This is a genomic window from Streptomyces sp. NPDC005070 (assembly GCF_053600395.1).
Genome location: NZ_JBSFZS010000067.1, coordinates 1 through 15,490, shown reverse-complemented (window position 1 = coordinate 15,490; position 15,490 = coordinate 1). Strand labels below are relative to the sequence as shown.

16 protein-coding genes and 3 tRNA genes are annotated in these 15,490 nt (G+C 69.8%); 4 read left to right on the top strand and 15 right to left on the bottom strand.

Annotation, left to right across the window (positions count from 1 at the left end; translation table 11 throughout):
- Positions 1 to 47: 47 nt before the first annotated feature.
- The 6 genes from ACWEBX_RS22635 to ACWEBX_RS22610 all read right to left on the bottom strand — a co-directional run bounded on the left by ACWEBX_RS22635 (position 48) and on the right by ACWEBX_RS22610 (position 4,061).
- Positions 48 to 995 carry a hypothetical protein gene (locus ACWEBX_RS22635; RefSeq protein WP_451886633.1) on the bottom strand — a complete coding sequence of 316 codons (948 nt, stop codon included), beginning with the start codon at positions 993 to 995 and terminating at the stop codon, positions 48 to 50.
- A 201-nt stretch (positions 996 to 1,196) separates the two neighbouring features.
- Positions 1,197 to 1,922 carry a 50S ribosomal protein L1 gene (gene rplA / locus ACWEBX_RS22630; protein ID WP_355987555.1) on the bottom strand — a complete coding sequence of 242 codons (726 nt, stop codon included), beginning with the start codon at positions 1,920 to 1,922 and terminating at the stop codon, positions 1,197 to 1,199.
- A 94-nt stretch (positions 1,923 to 2,016) separates the two neighbouring features.
- Positions 2,017 to 2,451, bottom strand: coding sequence for a 50S ribosomal protein L11 (gene rplK, locus ACWEBX_RS22625; RefSeq protein ID WP_355760821.1), 435 nt, complete (start codon positions 2,449 to 2,451; stop codon positions 2,017 to 2,019).
- A 192-nt stretch (positions 2,452 to 2,643) separates the two neighbouring features.
- Positions 2,644 to 3,522 carry a transcription termination/antitermination protein NusG gene (nusG, locus tag ACWEBX_RS22620; RefSeq protein ID WP_451886632.1) on the bottom strand — a complete coding sequence of 293 codons (879 nt, stop codon included), beginning with the start codon at positions 3,520 to 3,522 and terminating at the stop codon, positions 2,644 to 2,646.
- A gap of 77 nt (positions 3,523 to 3,599) precedes the next feature.
- Positions 3,600 to 3,881 carry a preprotein translocase subunit SecE gene (secE, locus tag ACWEBX_RS22615; protein WP_153289137.1) on the bottom strand — a complete coding sequence of 94 codons (282 nt, stop codon included), beginning with the start codon at positions 3,879 to 3,881 and terminating at the stop codon, positions 3,600 to 3,602.
- Positions 3,882 to 3,988: 107 nt separating this feature from the next.
- Positions 3,989 to 4,061 (bottom strand) — tRNA-Trp (locus ACWEBX_RS22610).
- 247 nt (positions 4,062 to 4,308) lie between these two features.
- Between ACWEBX_RS22610 and ACWEBX_RS22605 the strand changes: the two genes are divergently transcribed.
- Both ACWEBX_RS22605 and ACWEBX_RS22600 read left to right on the top strand, forming a co-directional pair.
- Positions 4,309 to 5,535 carry a pyridoxal phosphate-dependent aminotransferase gene (locus ACWEBX_RS22605; RefSeq protein WP_451886631.1) on the top strand — a complete coding sequence of 409 codons (1,227 nt, stop codon included), beginning with the start codon at positions 4,309 to 4,311 and terminating at the stop codon, positions 5,533 to 5,535.
- 175 nt (positions 5,536 to 5,710) lie between these two features.
- Positions 5,711 to 6,742, top strand: coding sequence for an adenosine deaminase (locus ACWEBX_RS22600; RefSeq protein ID WP_451886630.1), 1,032 nt, complete (start codon positions 5,711 to 5,713; stop codon positions 6,740 to 6,742).
- Here the strand turns inward: ACWEBX_RS22600 and ACWEBX_RS22595 are convergent.
- A complete protein-coding gene (locus ACWEBX_RS22595) occupies positions 6,739 to 7,377 on the bottom strand; it encodes a TetR/AcrR family transcriptional regulator (protein ID WP_451886629.1) in 639 nt (212 codons plus the stop codon). The genes ACWEBX_RS22600 and ACWEBX_RS22595 overlap by 4 nt on opposite strands.
- 128 nt (positions 7,378 to 7,505) lie before the next feature.
- On the opposite strand from ACWEBX_RS22595, the gene ACWEBX_RS22590 reads away from it, so the two are divergent.
- Positions 7,506 to 8,138 carry an NAD(P)-dependent oxidoreductase gene (locus ACWEBX_RS22590; RefSeq protein WP_451886628.1) on the top strand — a complete coding sequence of 211 codons (633 nt, stop codon included), beginning with the start codon at positions 7,506 to 7,508 and terminating at the stop codon, positions 8,136 to 8,138.
- Positions 8,139 to 8,157: 19 nt separating this feature from the next.
- Here the strand turns inward: ACWEBX_RS22590 and ACWEBX_RS22585 are convergent, their stop codons facing one another.
- The 8 genes from ACWEBX_RS22585 to ACWEBX_RS22550 all read right to left on the bottom strand — a co-directional run bounded on the left by ACWEBX_RS22585 (position 8,158) and on the right by ACWEBX_RS22550 (position 13,567).
- Positions 8,158 to 9,213, bottom strand: coding sequence for a UDP-N-acetylmuramate dehydrogenase (locus ACWEBX_RS22585; protein ID WP_451886627.1), 1,056 nt, complete (start codon positions 9,211 to 9,213; stop codon positions 8,158 to 8,160).
- 159 nt (positions 9,214 to 9,372) lie between these two features.
- Positions 9,373 to 10,875, bottom strand: a complete 1,503-nt coding sequence (locus tag ACWEBX_RS22580; RefSeq protein ID WP_451886626.1) for a DHA2 family efflux MFS transporter permease subunit — start codon at positions 10,873 to 10,875, stop codon at positions 9,373 to 9,375.
- A gap of 100 nt (positions 10,876 to 10,975) precedes the next feature.
- Complete coding sequence (locus ACWEBX_RS22575; protein ID WP_451886625.1) at positions 10,976 to 11,545, bottom strand: TetR/AcrR family transcriptional regulator; 570 nt, start codon at positions 11,543 to 11,545, stop codon at positions 10,976 to 10,978.
- Positions 11,546 to 11,856: 311 nt separating this feature from the next.
- Entirely contained in the window at positions 11,857 to 12,285 is a 429-nt protein-coding gene (locus ACWEBX_RS22570) for a MaoC family dehydratase (protein ID WP_451886624.1), read from the bottom strand.
- A 1-nt stretch (position 12,286) separates the two neighbouring features.
- Positions 12,287 to 12,739: a MaoC family dehydratase N-terminal domain-containing protein gene (locus tag ACWEBX_RS22565; protein ID WP_355760795.1), complete on the bottom strand. Its 453-nt coding sequence runs from the start codon at positions 12,737 to 12,739 to the stop codon at positions 12,287 to 12,289.
- A 384-nt stretch (positions 12,740 to 13,123) separates the two neighbouring features.
- Complete coding sequence (gene rpmG, locus ACWEBX_RS22560; protein ID WP_003948671.1) at positions 13,124 to 13,288, bottom strand: 50S ribosomal protein L33; 165 nt, start codon at positions 13,286 to 13,288, stop codon at positions 13,124 to 13,126.
- Between the two features lie 87 nt (positions 13,289 to 13,375).
- A tRNA-Met gene (locus tag ACWEBX_RS22555) sits at positions 13,376 to 13,448 on the bottom strand.
- A 46-nt stretch (positions 13,449 to 13,494) separates the two neighbouring features.
- Positions 13,495 to 13,567 (bottom strand) — tRNA-Thr (locus ACWEBX_RS22550).
- A 536-nt stretch (positions 13,568 to 14,103) separates the two neighbouring features.
- Here ACWEBX_RS22550 and ACWEBX_RS22545 point away from each other — a divergent pair.
- Positions 14,104 to 15,366, top strand: a complete 1,263-nt coding sequence (locus tag ACWEBX_RS22545; RefSeq protein ID WP_451886623.1) for an amidohydrolase family protein — start codon at positions 14,104 to 14,106, stop codon at positions 15,364 to 15,366.
- The last annotated feature ends 124 nt before the right edge of the window (positions 15,367 to 15,490 follow it).

The window sequence follows — 15,490 nt, the reverse complement described above, 5'->3', positions numbered from 1 at the left end:
CTCAGGCGGTTCGAATGATCACCTGGGTTTCGGGCCACTCCGGGGCCTCAGGAGGGGGAGTCGGTGCCCGAGCCGCTCGCGGTGTCGCCGCTGCCGGGCGTCAAGCCCTGCTTCTTCAGGATGTCCTTGAAGTCCGTGGTGTCACCGGCCGGGGGCGCGACGGCGGAGACCTTCACGCCGTAGTCGCTGTAGTACGTCGTGGAGGACATCGTGCCGCTCGCCATCGCGGCCTTGGAGACGGCCTTGACGAGCAGGTCCTCGGCGTCGACCCAGATGCCGACGTCCTCGGTGGTGATGCCGGCCTGGTTGAACTGCTTCTTCATGTCGGAGAGCTGGCTCCCGGTGAGGTGGGAGCTCCGGGCCGCGAGGTCGCCGACGTCCACCGTGCCCGCGTAGTGCGTGGTCCTCTTGCCGCGGACCGTCTCCTCGCCGACCTTCTTCACGTCGCCGGAGGCCAGCAGGAGCTTCACCGACTGGTTCGGCGAGCTGTTCTGCATCTGGTCCTTCAGGAGCGCGCCGGAGCCGCCGCCGAGCTTCGCCAGGTCGTCGTACCCGTACCGGATCCAGTGCGTGCCGCCCACCTGCCGGGCGTAGGCGTCGCCCATCTTCGCGTAGTAGGCGTCGGACAGATAGCGGGCCTCCATGGAGTCGCTGCCCATCTGGCGCATCGTGTCGGCCATCGTGCCGCCGGTGTACGTGATCGTCATGTCGCCGGTGAAGCCGTCGCCCCAGGCCATGACACCGCCCGACTTCATGGACATCAGCGTGCCCAGGGTCGTCGTGGACTCGATCCTGGCGGAGTCCGCGCCGTCGGTGGACCTCTCCGCGGAGCGCAGGGCCGCGATGGGGCTGACGCGCGTGGCGCTCTTGTGGCCGGCCTTGTCGCCCTTGTCCGAACTCCCGGACGAGTCGGAGGAGTTGCAGGCCGCCACCCCAGCCAGCGCCGTCGTCAGCGCGATCGAGACACTCACACGGCGGACCATGGTGCTCTTCATTCGTCCCCACCCCTATGCGAACTCTGTGAACCGCACGCTAGCGCAGCCCACCGACACTCGTATCCGGATTCCTCCCGGGGCCGTTCGCCCCGCGAAGGCCGGAAAGACTTCTGCACATGAGGACGGGCCCCGCACCTCGAAAGGTTGCGGGGCCCGTTCAGATACGCGTGCGCGACGCGGTCACCGGGGTGAGCGGAAGGCTCAGACGGCGGCCGGGTCCTCCTCGACGAGGAGGTTGCGGGTGCGGTTGGGGTCGACGGGGACGCCGGGGCCGATCGTCGAGCTGAACGCGGCCTTCTTGATGTAGCGACCCTTGGCGGCCGACGGCTTCAGACGAAGGATCTCGTCGAGGGCCGCACCGTAGTTCTCCACCAGCTGGGTGTCGTCGAAGGACACCTTGCCGATGATGAAGTGCAGGTTCGAGTGCTTGTCGACGCGGAACTCGATCTTGCCACCCTTGATCTCGGTGACAGCCTTGGCGACGTCGGGGGTCACGGTGCCGGTCTTGGGGTTCGGCATGAGACCACGGGGACCGAGCACGCGGCCGAGGCGGCCGACCTTGCCCATGAGGTCCGGGGTGGCGACGACGGCGTCGAAGTCCAGACGGCCCTTCGCGACCTCGTCGATCAGTTCGTCGGAGCCGACGATGTCGGCGCCCGCGGCCTCCGCGGCCGCAGCACGGTCACCGGTCGCGAAGACCAGGACCCGGGCGGTCTTGCCGGTGCCGTGCGGCAGGTTCACGGTGCCACGGACCATCTGGTCGGCCTTGCGCGGGTCGACACCCAGACGGAAGGCGACCTCGACGGTGCCGTCGTACTTGCTCGTGGAGGTCTCCTTGGCGAGACGGACGGCCTCGAGCGGGGCGTACAGCTTCGCCCTGTCGATCTTGGCGTCCGCAGCGCGGAGAGACTTGCTGCGCTTGCTCACTACTGCTCCTGATGTGTTCTGAGGAGTCGTGGTGTGGGCCGAGCAGGCCCTGCCACGTGCGGCCGGAGCCGCAGATTTCCTACGAAGGTGGGTGTCAGCCCTCGACCGTGATGCCCATGGAACGGGCGGTGCCGGCGATGATCTTCGCGGCGGCGTCCAGGTCGTTGGCGTTGAGGTCGGGCATCTTGGTCGTGGCGATCTCGCGGACCTGCGCCTGGCTGATCTTGGCGACCTTGGTCTTGTGCGGCTCGCCGGAGCCCTTCTCGACACCCGCGGCCTTGAGGATCATCTTGGCGGCCGGCGGAGTCTTGGTCACGAAGGTGAAGGAGCGGTCTTCGTAGACCGTGATCTCCACCGGGATGACCCAGCCACGCTGCGACTCGGTCGCGGCGTTGTAGGCCTTGCAGAACTCCATGATGTTGACGCCGTGCTGACCGAGCGCGGGGCCGACCGGCGGGGCCGGGTTCGCCGCACCGGCGTTGATCTGGAGCTTGATAAGCCCCGTGACCTTCTTCTTCTTGGGAGGCATTCCGGGTCCTCTTTCGTTTTCGCCTTCCTACGTCCGAGTCGCCCCGGACGGCTGCCTTCAACCGAGCAAATGATCCGGATGAAGGCATACCGCACAACGATAACGGGTATCTGTGCGCGGCTAAAAACCGAGCAGGTCAGACCGGCTGCGACAGCCCGTCTGACCTGTTCGGAAGACGTACGCCAGAAGGTGTTAGTTCTTCTGGATCTGGTCGAAGGAAAGCTCGACCGGGGTCTCGCGGCCGAAGATCTCGACGAGGCCCTTGACCTTCTTCGAGTCGGCGTTGATCTCGTTGATGGTGGCCTGCAGCGTGGCGAACGGGCCGTCGGTGACGGTGACCGAGTCGCCGACCTCGAAGTCCAGCACCTGGACCTCGACCTTGCGCTGCGGAGCGGGCCTGCCCTCGGCCTCGGCGGCCTCGCGGGCGGCCTTCTCCTCGGCCTCCGGGGCGAGCATCTTGACGATCTCGTCCAGGGTCAGCGGGTACGGGTCGTAGGCGTTGCCCACGAAGCCGGTGACGCCGGGAGTGTTGCGGACGACGCCCCAGGACTCGTTCGTCAGGTCCATACGGACCAGGACGTAGCCCGGGAGCTTGTTCTGCTTGATCGTCTTGCGCTCGCCGTTCTTGATCTGCGCGACCTCTTCCTGCGGCACCTCGGCCTGGAAGATGAAGTCCTCGACGTTCAGCGAGACGGCACGCTGCTCGAGGTTGGTCTTCACGCGGTTCTCGTAACCGGCGTACGTGTGGATGACGTACCACTCGCCGGGGAGCAGGCGCAGTTCGTCGCGCAGGGCGGTCACGGGGTCGACGGGCTCGGCCTCGACTTCGGGCTCGGCCTCTTCTTCGGCCTCGTCGGCGAGTGCCTCGTCGGAAACGCCCTCGTCCTCGGCGTCCTCGACGTCCTCACCGGACTCGTCCTCGACGTGCAGGGCCGCGTCCTCGGCGCTCTCGCCGGCGGCGGCATCGGCAGCCTCGAACTCGTCCACGACGTCCGCTCCCTCGACGATCTCGAGCTCGTCGTCTACGGACTCGACCGACTCGGAGGAATCGTTCAGGTTCGGGTCAGACACGGTGGCTGCTTCTTCCTGGTTACATGGGGGTGGAACGCGCGAAAGGGGCGCCGGTGACGGCGCCCTTCGCTCTCGGCTCAGCCGAAGACGTACTTGGCGGCGTGGTTGAGCCCATAGTCAATCACGGTGACCAGGCCGATCATGATGACGACGAACACAATCACCACTGTGGTGTAAGTCGTCAGCTGATTGCGAGTCGGCCAGACAACCTTCCGGAGTTCCGCGACGATCTGGCGGTAGAAGGTGGCAAGGCGCTTCAGCGGGCCCTTCTTGGCACGCTTACCGCCCTTGCGGGCCTTCTTCTTGGACTCCGGCGCCTCGGCATCAGGCATGTCGATGGAGCCCACGGCGTCCGTCACTCGTCCTCACCTGATTCCCGGGTCGTGACCGTGCCGCGCCCGGTTGAGCCGCACGGCGGTGCATTGCAGTACGTACATGCGCACACATCCGCGAAAGGTGTGTGTAGCAGGGCCGGAGGGACTTGAACCCCCAACCGCTGGTTTTGGAGACCAGTGCTCTACCAATTGAGCTACGACCCTTTGATTTCCCCCAACGTACCGCATTCGACCGGGTGCTCGGTGTGCACCGGTTGAGCGCGGCCGGTGAAGGCCAACGAGGTGAGAGTGTACGTGGTCCGGAGCCGGGCGTCGAACAGAAAGTGTCGGTACGGGCCCGCCGCGTTGAAGATCCACTGGTGGAGCGCGCGGATCCGGACGGATGTTCTGCCCTTGTTCAGTCCGTGAAACCCGTGTGCCGGGGGTGATTCCGGTCTGAAACGATGGGGTCATGAGCCCTGCAACCCCTCCCACCGAGCGCCGGGTCTCCGCCCGAGTCGGCGCGATCTCCGAATCCGCCACCCTCGCCGTGGACGCCAAGGCCAAGGCACTCAAGGCCGCCGGACGTCCGGTGATCGGCTTCGGCGCCGGTGAGCCCGACTTCCCGACCCCGGACTACATCGTCCAGGCCGCCATCGAGGCCTGCTCGAACCCCAAGTACCACCGCTACACGCCGGCCGGCGGGCTTCCCGAGCTGAAGGCCGCGATCGCCGCGAAGACGCTGCGCGACTCCGGCCTCGAGGTGGAGGCCGCCCAGGTCCTGGTCACCAACGGCGGCAAGCAGGCCATCTACGAGGCCTTCGCCGCGATCCTCGACCCGGGCGACGAGGTCATCGTCCCCGCGCCGTACTGGACGACCTACCCGGAGTCCATCCGTCTCGCCGGCGGTGTCCCGGTGGACGTCGTCGCCGACGAGACCACCGGCTACCGCGTCTCGGTCGAGCAGCTCGAGGCCGCCCGCACCGAGAACACCAAGGTGCTGCTCTTCGTCTCCCCGTCCAACCCGACGGGCGCGGTCTACACCCGCGAGCAGATCGAGGAGATCGGCCGCTGGGCCGCCGAGAAGGGCCTGTGGGTCCTGACCGACGAGATCTACGAGCACCTGGTCTACGGCGACGCGGAGTTCCACTCGCTGCCCGTGGTGGTGCCCGAGCTGCGCGACAAGTGCATCGTCGTCAACGGCGTCGCCAAGACGTACGCGATGACCGGCTGGCGCGTGGGCTGGGTCATCGGCCCGAAGGACGTCATCAAGGCCGCGACCAACCTCCAGTCTCACGCCACCTCGAACGTCTCGAACGTGGCCCAGGTCGCCGCGCTCGCCGCCGTCTCCGGCGACCTCACGGCCGTCGCGAAGATGCGCGAGGCCTTCGACCGCCGCCGCAAGACCATCGTGCGCATGCTGAACGAGATCGACGGCGTGCTCTGCCCCGAGCCCGAGGGCGCCTTCTACGCCTACCCCTCGGTGAAGGCACTGATCGGCAAGGAGATCCGCGGCAAGCGCCCCGCGGACACCGTCGAGCTGGCCGCGCTCATCCTGGAGGAGGCCGAGGTCGCGGTCGTCCCGGGCGAGGCCTTCGGCACGCCGGGCTACCTGCGGCTGTCGTACGCGCTCGGCGACGAGGACCTCGTCGAGGGGGTCAGCCGGATCCAGAAGCTGCTCGCCGAGGCGACGGACTGATCTCCGGCGTCCTGACGCGCCCTCCGGCGCACCCATGACGTCACCGCGCTCCACGCGTGCGTGCGGGGGCCGGCCACTCTCCACGGAGCGGCCGGCCCCCGTTCGTCTGTTCGGGCAAGCGCCCGATCAGGGAAAGCCCTACCGGCACGAGCCGCGGGTGGGGCAGGATCTCTGGATGGAGCGCGTACGTGATGTCAGTCAACTTCCGAAGGCCCATCTGCACCTGCACTTCACCGGGTCGATGCGGCCCGGCACCGTGCTGGAGCTCGCCGACAAGTACGGCGTGCGGCTGCCCGAAACACTGACCGAGGCGCTGACCAGCGGGGAACCGCCGAAGCTGCGGGCGACCGACGAACGCGGCTGGTTCCGCTTCCAGCGCCTGTACGATGCCGCGCGGTCCTGTCTGAGGGAGCCCGAGGACATCCAGCGCCTGGTGCGCGAGGCCGCCGAGGAGGACCTGAAGGACGGCTCCGGCTGGCTGGAGATCCAGGTCGACCCGACGTCGTACGCCCCGCGCCTGGGCGGTCTGCTCCCGGCCCTGGAGGTCATCCTGGACGCGGTCGACTCGGCCAGGCGGGACACCGGGCTCGACATGCGGGTCCTGGTGGCCGCCAACCGGATGAAACACCCCCTGGACGCCCGCACCCTGGCCCGGCTCGCCGTGCGCTACGCGGACCGGGGGATCGTCGGTTTCGGGCTCTCCAACGACGAGCGGCGGGGCATGGCCCGGGACTTCGACCGGGCCTTCGCCATCGCCCGCGAGGGCGGGCTGCTGTCCGCGCCGCACGGCGGCGAGCTGACCGGTCCCGCCTCGGTCCGCGACTGCCTGGACGACCTGCACGCCTCCCGGATCGGCCACGGGGTGCGGGCCGCCGAGGACCCTCGGCTGCTGAAGCGGCTCGCGGACCGCGGGGTGACCTGTGAGGTCTGCCCCGCCTCGAACGTCGCCCTGGGCGTCTACGAGAAGCACGCCGATGTCCCCCTGCGCACTCTGTTCGAAGCCGGGGTGCCGATGGCGCTCGGCGCCGACGACCCGCTGCTCTTCGGTTCCCGGCTCGCCGCCCAGTACGACATCGCCCGCCGCCACCACGCCTTCACGGACCAGGAACTGGCCGAGCTGGCCCGGCAGTCGATCCGCGCCTCGGCCGCGCCCGAGGACGTCCGGGCGAAACTGCTGGCCGGCGTCGACGACTGGCTGACGGCCTAGTAGGTCGTGTCCCCGGGCGCGATCCCGGCGAGCAGGGTGCGGGCGAGCGCCGGGGCGAAGGTGTCCAGGGGCGGCGGCGTGCCCTCCGGGGTGGCGTCGTAGGCGAACGCCCTCTGCGCGCAGGCCCCGAGGAGGAGGGACGCGGCCGCGTAGGTGTCGGTGTCCGGCTGGACGCGCCCGGCCCGCTGCTCCGCCAGCAGATAGGCGGCGACGCCCCGGATGGGCATGTGCGGGCCCGCGCCCATGGCCCGCATGGCGTCGTCGTGACGGCGCTTGAGCTGTGTCTCCGCGTACAAGGAGGCGGCGATCGGGAAACTCTGCTCGTAGAAGAGGGCTGCCTGGCGGGCGATCTCCGTGAGGTTCTCCTCCAGGGAGTGCTCCCGCGGCTCGGCCGTCAGCCGCTCCAGGAGGGGGCCCAGTTGGGGCAGCCGCTCGTGGAGGACCTGGATGAAGAGCTCTTCCTTGCTCGCGAAGTACTTGTAGAGCGCCGCCTCGGAACAGCCGGCCGCCCTGGCGATCTCCTTGGTGGTGGCACGGGAGAGGCCGAGCGTGAGCATCAGTTCGTGCGCCGCGTCGAGGATGCGGACCCTGGCCGGCTTCGACGGCGCGGCTTCCGTGGCGGATTTCTGCTGCATGGGGCCCAAGGATTCCATGACATTGCCCTGCCGGACTTGACGGGTGGGTGAGTACTTACTCACTCTAGAGGAGGCAGGGGTGAGTGAACACTCACCCACCTCATCTCCGTCTCATGCGGGAGCAGGTCATGGAACTCACCGTTTTCGGTGCCACCGGCGGCATCGGCCAGGAGATCGTCCGGCAGGCCCTCGGCGCGGGCCACCGGGTCACGGCGGTCGTACGGGATCCCGCGCGGCTCACCGTCACGGGCGCGCGTCTGGAGGTCCTCCGCGCGGACCTCACCGACCCGGAGTCGCTGCGCCCGGCCGTCGCGGGCCGGCACGCGGTCCTGTCCGGTCTCGGCGCGCGCAGCCGGAGGGACGCCGGGGTCGCGGCCCGGCTCACCCGTACGGTGCTCGGCGCCATGGAGGCCGAGCAGGTGCGGCGACTGCTGGTGGTCAGCGCGGGTCCGGTCGGCCCCGCCGCCGAGGAGGACACGCTCGTCGACCGCGCGATGCGGAGCATGATCTCCGGCATCCTGAAGGACGTCTACGCCGACCTGCGGGAGATGGAGGACGAGCTCGCGGGCAGCGCCACGGACTGGACCGTCGTCCGGCCGCCCCGCCTCCAGGACAAGCCGCTGACCGGCTCCTACCGCACGGCCGTGGGCGGCTTCCCGCCCAGGGGCCGCTTCATCGCGCGCGCCGACGTGGCCCACGCGATGCTGGCGATGATCGACGACCCGGGAACCGTGAAGCACGGGGTGGGCATCGCCTACTAGGGCTCCGCCCCGGGGCCTCTCAGAGGCTCGCGTTCACCGTCACCGGCTCGTTGACGAGGGTGATCCCGAAGGCCTCGTGGACTCCGGCGACGACTTCCCTGGCCAGCGCGAGGAGGTCCTCGGTGGTGGCCCCGCCCCGGTTGGTCAGGGCGAGGGTGTGCTTGGTGGAGATACGGGCGGGTCCGGTTCCGTAGCCCTTGGTGAAGCCCGACTTGTCGATCAGCCAAGCCGCCGAGGTCTTGGTGTGGCCCTCCCCCGCCGCGTACGCCGGCGCTACGGCACCGGCGCCGAGCCGTTCCTCCACGCGCGCGTGGAACGCGGCGAACGCCTCGTCCGTGAGGATCGGGTTGGTGAAGAAGGATCCGGCGGACCAGGTGTCGTGGTCCTCGGGGTCGAGCACCATGCCCTTCCCCGCACGCAGCTTCAGGACCGTCTCGCGGGCGGCGTCGAGGGGCACACGGTCGCCGGGCTCCACGCCGAGCGCACGGGCCGTCTCGGCGTACTTGACCGGCGCCGACAGCCCCTGCGCGTCCTCAAGACCGAAACGCACCCGCAGCACGACATGGCGCTCGGGGTCCGCCTTGAAGCGGCTGTGGCGGTACGAGAAGCCGCACTCGGCGTTGGTCAGCGTGACCGTCTCGCGCGTCGTCCGGTCATAGGCGATCACCTCGGTGATCGTCGACGACACTTCCTGGCCGTACGCGCCCACGTTCTGGATCGGTGTCGCACCGGCGGACCCGGGGATGCCCGCGAGGCACTCGATTCCGGCGAGCCCGGCCTCCACGGAACGGGCGACCGCGTCGGTCCACACCTCGCCCGCGGCCAGCTCCAGGCTCGTACCGTCGAGGGAGAAGCCCTTGGTGGCGATGCACAGGGCGGTCCCGGCGAAGCCCTTGTCGCCGATGACCAGGTTCGATCCGCCGCCGATGAGCAGCAGCGGCGTACCGGCGTCGTCGGCCTCGCGCACGGCGGCGACGATCTCGGCATCGGTCGTGGCGGTGATCAGCCGGGCGGCCGGGCCGCCGAGCCGAAAGGTGGTCAGCGGGGCGAGCGGGGCATCGTGGAGTTCCTGCACGGGCCCAAGAGTACGAGACGGCACCGACTGCTCCGGGCGCGCGGGGTCGCGCGGGTGCCGGGGGACGGGTTTGCCGTGAGGGGCGGGTGGCGGTCGCCGGGCAGGCACGCGTACGGCCCCGTCCGGGCGGACGGGGCCGTTCGCGTGTGGGCCCGATGCTCAACGGCCGGCGCTCTCCAGCACCGGGGCCGACCCGGCGGAGCCGGACTGGGCCGTGTCCGCCGTGTCCGCCGCGTGCCCCGCAGTGCGGCGCCGGGACGGGATCACCAGCGCGGCGATTCCGGCGACGGCCACGACCGCCGAGCCGGTGACCAGAGCGGGCCGCAGTCCGTCCACGAAGGCCTGGCCGGACTCGTATCCGCCCTGGGCGGCGAAGATCGACGACATGATCGCGATGCCGAGGGCACCGCCCACCTCGCGCAGCGCGTTGTTGGCGCCGGAGGCGATGCCCTGCTCCTGCGGGCGGACGCTGGACATGACCAGGTTGGCGGCCGGGGCGAAGTACAGCGCCATGCCGACACCGCTGATGATCAGAGCCGGCAACTGAGCGCTGTAGGAGGCGTGGGCGGTGGCCACGACCGCCATGTAGCCGAGGCCGACGGCCTGGAAGAAGAGGCCCGCCGCGACCACCGGGCGGCCGCCGATGCGATCGGACAGGATGCCCGCGATCGGCGCGACCAGCATCGGCATACCGGTCCAGGGAAGCATCCGCAGCCCCGCCTCGGTCGGCGAGTAGCCGAGCACGCCCTGCATGTACTGGCTGAGCAGGAAGATCGAACCGAACATGCCGAGGAACATCAGCAGGCTGGCCGCGTTGATCCCGGCGAAGGCACGGGAGCGGAAGAGCCGCATCGGGAGCATCGGGTTCTTCGCCCGGCTGCCGTGGACGACGAAGCCGACGATCAGGGCACCGCCCACGATCAGGCCGGTCAGGACGAACCGGCTGGTCCAGCCGTCGGCGGGCCCGCGGACCAGGCCGTAGACGATCCCGAAGAGGCCGCCGCTGGCGAGCAGGGTGCCGGGGAAGTCGAGCCGGGCGCCGGCGCCGAACGACTCGGACAGGCGCAGCCGGGCGAGCGGGAGCACCGCGAGACCCAGCGGAACGTTCAGCCAGAAGATCCAGTGCCAGGAGACGTGTTCGGTGAGGCTGCCGCCGATGAGGGGCCCCGAGGCCACCGCGAGGCCGTTGACGGCGCCCCAGATCCCGTACGCCATCCCGCGCTTGGCCACGGGGACCGCGGCGGTCAGCAGGGTCAGGGTCAGCGGCATCATGATCGCCGCGCCGACGCCCTGGACCGCGCGGGCGGCGATCAGCGAGTCGATGCCGGGGGCCATGGCCGCGGCTGCCGAGGCGCCGGTGAAGATGGTCAGGCCGACCAGGAAGAGCCTGCGGCGGCCGAACCGGTCACCGAGCGCCGCGCCGAACATCAGGAGGACGGCGAAGGTGAGCGTGTAGGCGCTCACGGTCCATTCCAGGTCGCCGAGCGCTCCCCCGAGATCCTTGCGGATGGAGGGCAGCGCGGTGGTGACGACGAGGTTGTCGAGGGCCGCCATGAACCCGGCGACGCTCGTGATGAGAAGGGCCCACCCGGCTCCGCCGCGACGCGCGGCCGGCTCCGGTACTGGTACCGCGTCTGCTGTTTTTGTCGTCCGCTGAGACATCGCTCCCCCAGAGCCTGATGTGATCGTCATTGACGATTAGTTATTGATGACTAACTTTTATGGACATGAAAAGGCGCCGCACTCCGCCTTCTCTCCCGCGCTACTTCTCCAGCCGGCCCGTGGACCGCGCCGACGGGTAGAGCCCTTCCCAGACCCGGTGCTCGGGCGGGAACCCCATCGCCACCAGGCAGTTGATGAGCATTCCGTACGCCATGAAGGTCGTCGTCTCGCCGGCTTCGGCCCCGAGCGGCACGTGCACGGCGTCCCACAGCCGCATCCAGCCGGCCCGGATCGCCTCGCCGAACTCGTGATCACCGGCCTCCTCGGCCGCCGCCACCGCGACGTACGTCTGCATCTGCATGAGCAGCCGCTCCGGGTGCTCCGCGATGACCTTGACGTAGGCGTTGGCCATGGCATGCAGGGCCTCTTCGCCCTCCAGCCCTTCGGCGGCCTCCACCATGGTCTGCCGGGCGAGCTCCATGCAGCGCTCGGCGGCCGCCAGGAAGATCGCCTTCTTGCCCGGGAAGAGCCTGAAGAGATACGGCTGCGAGACGCCTACGCGCCGGGCGATCGCCTCGGTGGATGTGCCGTGGTAGCCACCGCGGGCGAACTCGCTCATCGCCGCGCGGATGACGCTCTCGCGCCTCTCCTCTGCGCTCATCCTGACCATACGGCTAAGTTAGTACTCAATCACTAACTACGTCAAGGGTGGGGGTGGGAGGGGTCGCGGGGGCGGGTGCCGGCTCTTGGGCGGGTGTTGGCTCTTGGGCGGGTGCCGCGTCGGGCGGGCGCCGGGCTTGAGCAGGCGCGGCCTGGGACGGGCACCGCCTGGGGCGGTCGCCGTTGCGTAAGGGGCGCCCGCCATGGACGGACGCCCCTTACAAGGCTTACGGGACAAGGCTTACGAAGCGTGGACGCCCGTGAGCCACTACAGCTCTCGGCCGCCTCCCGGGCGCTCCCGGCCGAATCCCCAGGGTCAGGTCAGGCCAGTCGTACGACCGCGCGAGACATCCCCAAGACCTTCTGACCGCCGCTGGTCGCCGTGAGGTCGACGCGGACGGTGTTGTCGTCGAGCTTGGCGGCGACCTTGCCGCCGACCTCGATGGTGGCGCCCTTGTCGTCGTTCGGGACGACGACGGGCTTGGTGAAGCGAACTCCGTACTCGACGACGGCGGCCGGGTCGCCGACCCAGTCGGTCACCACACGGATCGCCTCGGCCATCGTGAACATGCCGTGCGCGATGACGTCGGGAAGGCCCACCTCGACCGCGAACTTCTCGTTCCAGTGGATCGGGTTGAAGTCGCCGGAGGCCCCCGCGTACTGCACGAGCGTGGCGCGCGTCACGGAGAACGTCTGAGGCGGCAGCTCGGTGCCGACCTCGACGTCCGAGTAAGAGATCTTCGCCGCCATGTCAGCCCACCTCCGCCGCGCGGGCCACGAGCTTCGTGACAGCCGTCACGACATGCTCGCCCGCTTCGTCGTGGACCTCGCCACGGACGTCCAGGATGTCGTTGCCCGCGAGGGACTTGATCGACTCGATGGTCGAGGTGACCGTGAGCCGGTCGCCCGCGCGCACCGGACGCGTGTACGCGAACTTCTGGTCGCCGTGCACCACCCGGCTGTAGTCGAGGCCCAGCTGCGGGTCCTGGACGACCTCGCCCGCGGCCTTGAACGTGATGGCGAACACAAAAGTGGGCGGGGCGATCACGTCGGGGTGACCGAGAGCACGTGCGGCCTCGGGGTCCGTGTACGCAGGGTTGCTGTCCCCCACGGCCTCCGCGAACTCGCGGATCTTCTCCCGACCGACCTCATAGGGGTCGGTGGGCGGGTAGGACCGCCCCACGAAGGACTGGTCGAGCGCCATGGGCTCGGCACCTCCTGGTTGTCTTCGCTGCGCTGATGGTCTTCGCTGCGCGCCTGATGTCTTCGTCTTCGCTGCGACGGCTGTCTTCGCGCCGCCGACCGCCTTCGCCACGCCGGATGCCTTCGGTGCACCGGGTGTCTTCGGCGCACACCTTCTTCGGCACACGGATGGCTCGGCTGCGGCGGCTGTCTTCGGTGCGCCGAATGTCCTCGGTGCGCCAGGTGTCGCGGTTGCCGCAGCGGGACCGGCCGTTTTGACCGGACGGCCCATCTTCGCTCGAAAACACCGGTACGCCTATGACGCCCCGGTCCGCGCCGGACGTCGGTTCCACAACGACGCGAGGCCGCCCCCCGTGAAGGGGACGGCCTCGTGTACGAGCCTGAATTATCGCGTTTCGCGGTGCGCGGTGTGCGCGTTGCAACGCGGGCAGTGCTTCTTCATCTCCAGTCGGTCCGGGTTGTTACGCCGGTTCTTCTTGGTGATGTAGTTCCGCTCCTTGCACTCCACGCAGGCCAGCGTGATCTTCGGGCGGACGTCGGTGGCAGCCACAGGAGTGCTCCTTGACGAACGGATGGGACATTAACGCATAGAAGAGTAGCCGATCGAAGGACCGACCCCACAATCGGCTACTGTCAGTAGCGGTGACCGGACTTGAACCGGTGACACAGCGATTATGAGCCGCTTGCTCTACCGACTGAGCTACACCGCTTTGATGGGTTCGGTTCCCGCCTCGCGACGGGAACCTCCCTCACCAGAGCCCCAATACGGAATCGAACCGTAGACCTTCTCCTTACCATGGAGACGCTCTACCGACTGAGCTATTGGGGCGAGCGATGAAGACATTACACGGTCCGCCGCCGATCGCCCAAATCCGTTTCGCGGCACCCGCCCGGGCCTGATCACAGGCGGTTTCCCGGGCGTTCCCGCAAGCCTTCAGGGGCCCCTCGGGACTCCTGGATCACAGGTGGTGACGGCTTTCGGAGCGTCCGGAGGCACGGACCTGCGCCGGGCCCGTCGTGGCCTGGGCCGGGCCCGGTCGTAGCCTGCGCCGAGCCCGGATGTGGTCTGTGCCGAGCGGCCGCGTACCGGGGCCGAGGGCGAGCTCCGGGAGAGGCCCACGGAACGACGGGGCGACGACCAGGCGCGCCCTGGCTGGTCGTGAACCGGTCATCAGGCGGCCTGTTCGGGATCGCTCCCGAAAGAGGCCGGTCGCGGCCGGTCAGCGGACCACGCCGGTACGACTATTGCGCTCCTCCCTGACGTCGACGGGTCGCCGCCCTAGGCTCGACTCACGCTGCGTGATCTTGTGTCCCCACGCTCCGCAGTCGTCCCTCCCGCAGCCGCCCCCGAGCCACAGGAGCGCGATGCCCGACAGTCAGCAGCAGCCGCCCCACTCCCCCTCGGAACAGACCGACCCGGCCGCTCTCCTGCTGTGCGGGGCGCGGCTCACCGACGGCCGGACCGTGGACGTGCGGCTCGGCGGCGGCCGTATCGAGGCGGTCGGCACCGCGGGAAGCCTGGCGGCGGGGGCCTCGGGGGCTCGCGCCGCACGGGTGGACCTCGACGGCTACCTCCTCCTGCCGGCCCCCGCCGAGGCCCACGCGCACAGCGACACGGCCCTGACGGCCGACGGCGACGGACCTCTCGCGTACGACGACCTGGCGATCCGGCGCAGGGCCACCGAGGCGGCCCTGCTGCAACTCGGGCATGGGGCCACCGCGTTGCGGTCCCATGTGCGCGTCGGTGACGTGCAGGGGCTGGACGCGCTGGCGGCGGTGCTCGAGGTGCGGCGGTCGTTGCGGGGGCTCGCCGAACTGACGACAGCCGCCATGCCGCGGGTGCTGACCGGGGCGGCCGGCGCCGACGGGCTCGCGATGCTGCGGGACGCCCTAAAAATGGGCGCTTCCGTGGTGGGCGGCTGCCCGGACGCCGACCCCGATCCGACGGGCTACGTCGAGGCCGTCCTGGAACTCGCCTCCGAGCACGGCTGTCCGGTGGATCTGCACACGGATGCCGCCGATCCCGCCCGGCTGGCCCGGCTGGCCGCGATGGCGGGCGGGCTGCGGCCCGGTGTGACCCTCGGCCCGTGCGGCGGGCTCGGCCGGCTGCCCTCCGAGGTGGCCGCCCGCGCCGCGGACCAACTCGCCGCCGCCGGAGTGACCGTGGTGTGTCTGCCACAGGGCGGCTGCGGCTCGGCCGACGGGCGCGGCACGGCACCCGTACGGCTCCTGCGCGCGGCCGGAGTACGGGTCGCGGCGGGCGGCGGCGCCCTGCGTGACGTGTCCAACCCGGTGGGACGCGGAGACCCGCTGGAGCCCGCCTACTTGCTCGCTTCCCGGTACGGGCTGCACCCCGAGGAGGCGTACGACACGGTGAGTTGTGCCGCCAGAGCCGTCCTCGGGCTGCCCGAGGTGCGCGTGGAGGCGGGGTTCCCGGCCGAGTTGCTCGCCGTACGCGGGGACGGTCTGGCAGGAGCGCTGTCCCTCTCGTACAGCCGCATCGTGATCCACCGGGGGCGCGTGGTGGCACGTACCAGCGCGGTACGGGAGTACTGCGACTCGGCGGCCGATTCGGGTCTCGAACTACCCCGGCAAGGACGGGAAGAGCCGTCCTGGCCGGAGTTCTGAGGCTTCTGGCCCGGTCCGCCCGCCCCTTTGGCTAGTGCCGCGGCAGGCAACGTTTGCCCGTCAAGGAGCGGCGCCCGGTGCGTGCTCTCGGTGTGCCGGCCGGAAGTCCTCGTACTGGATGTAC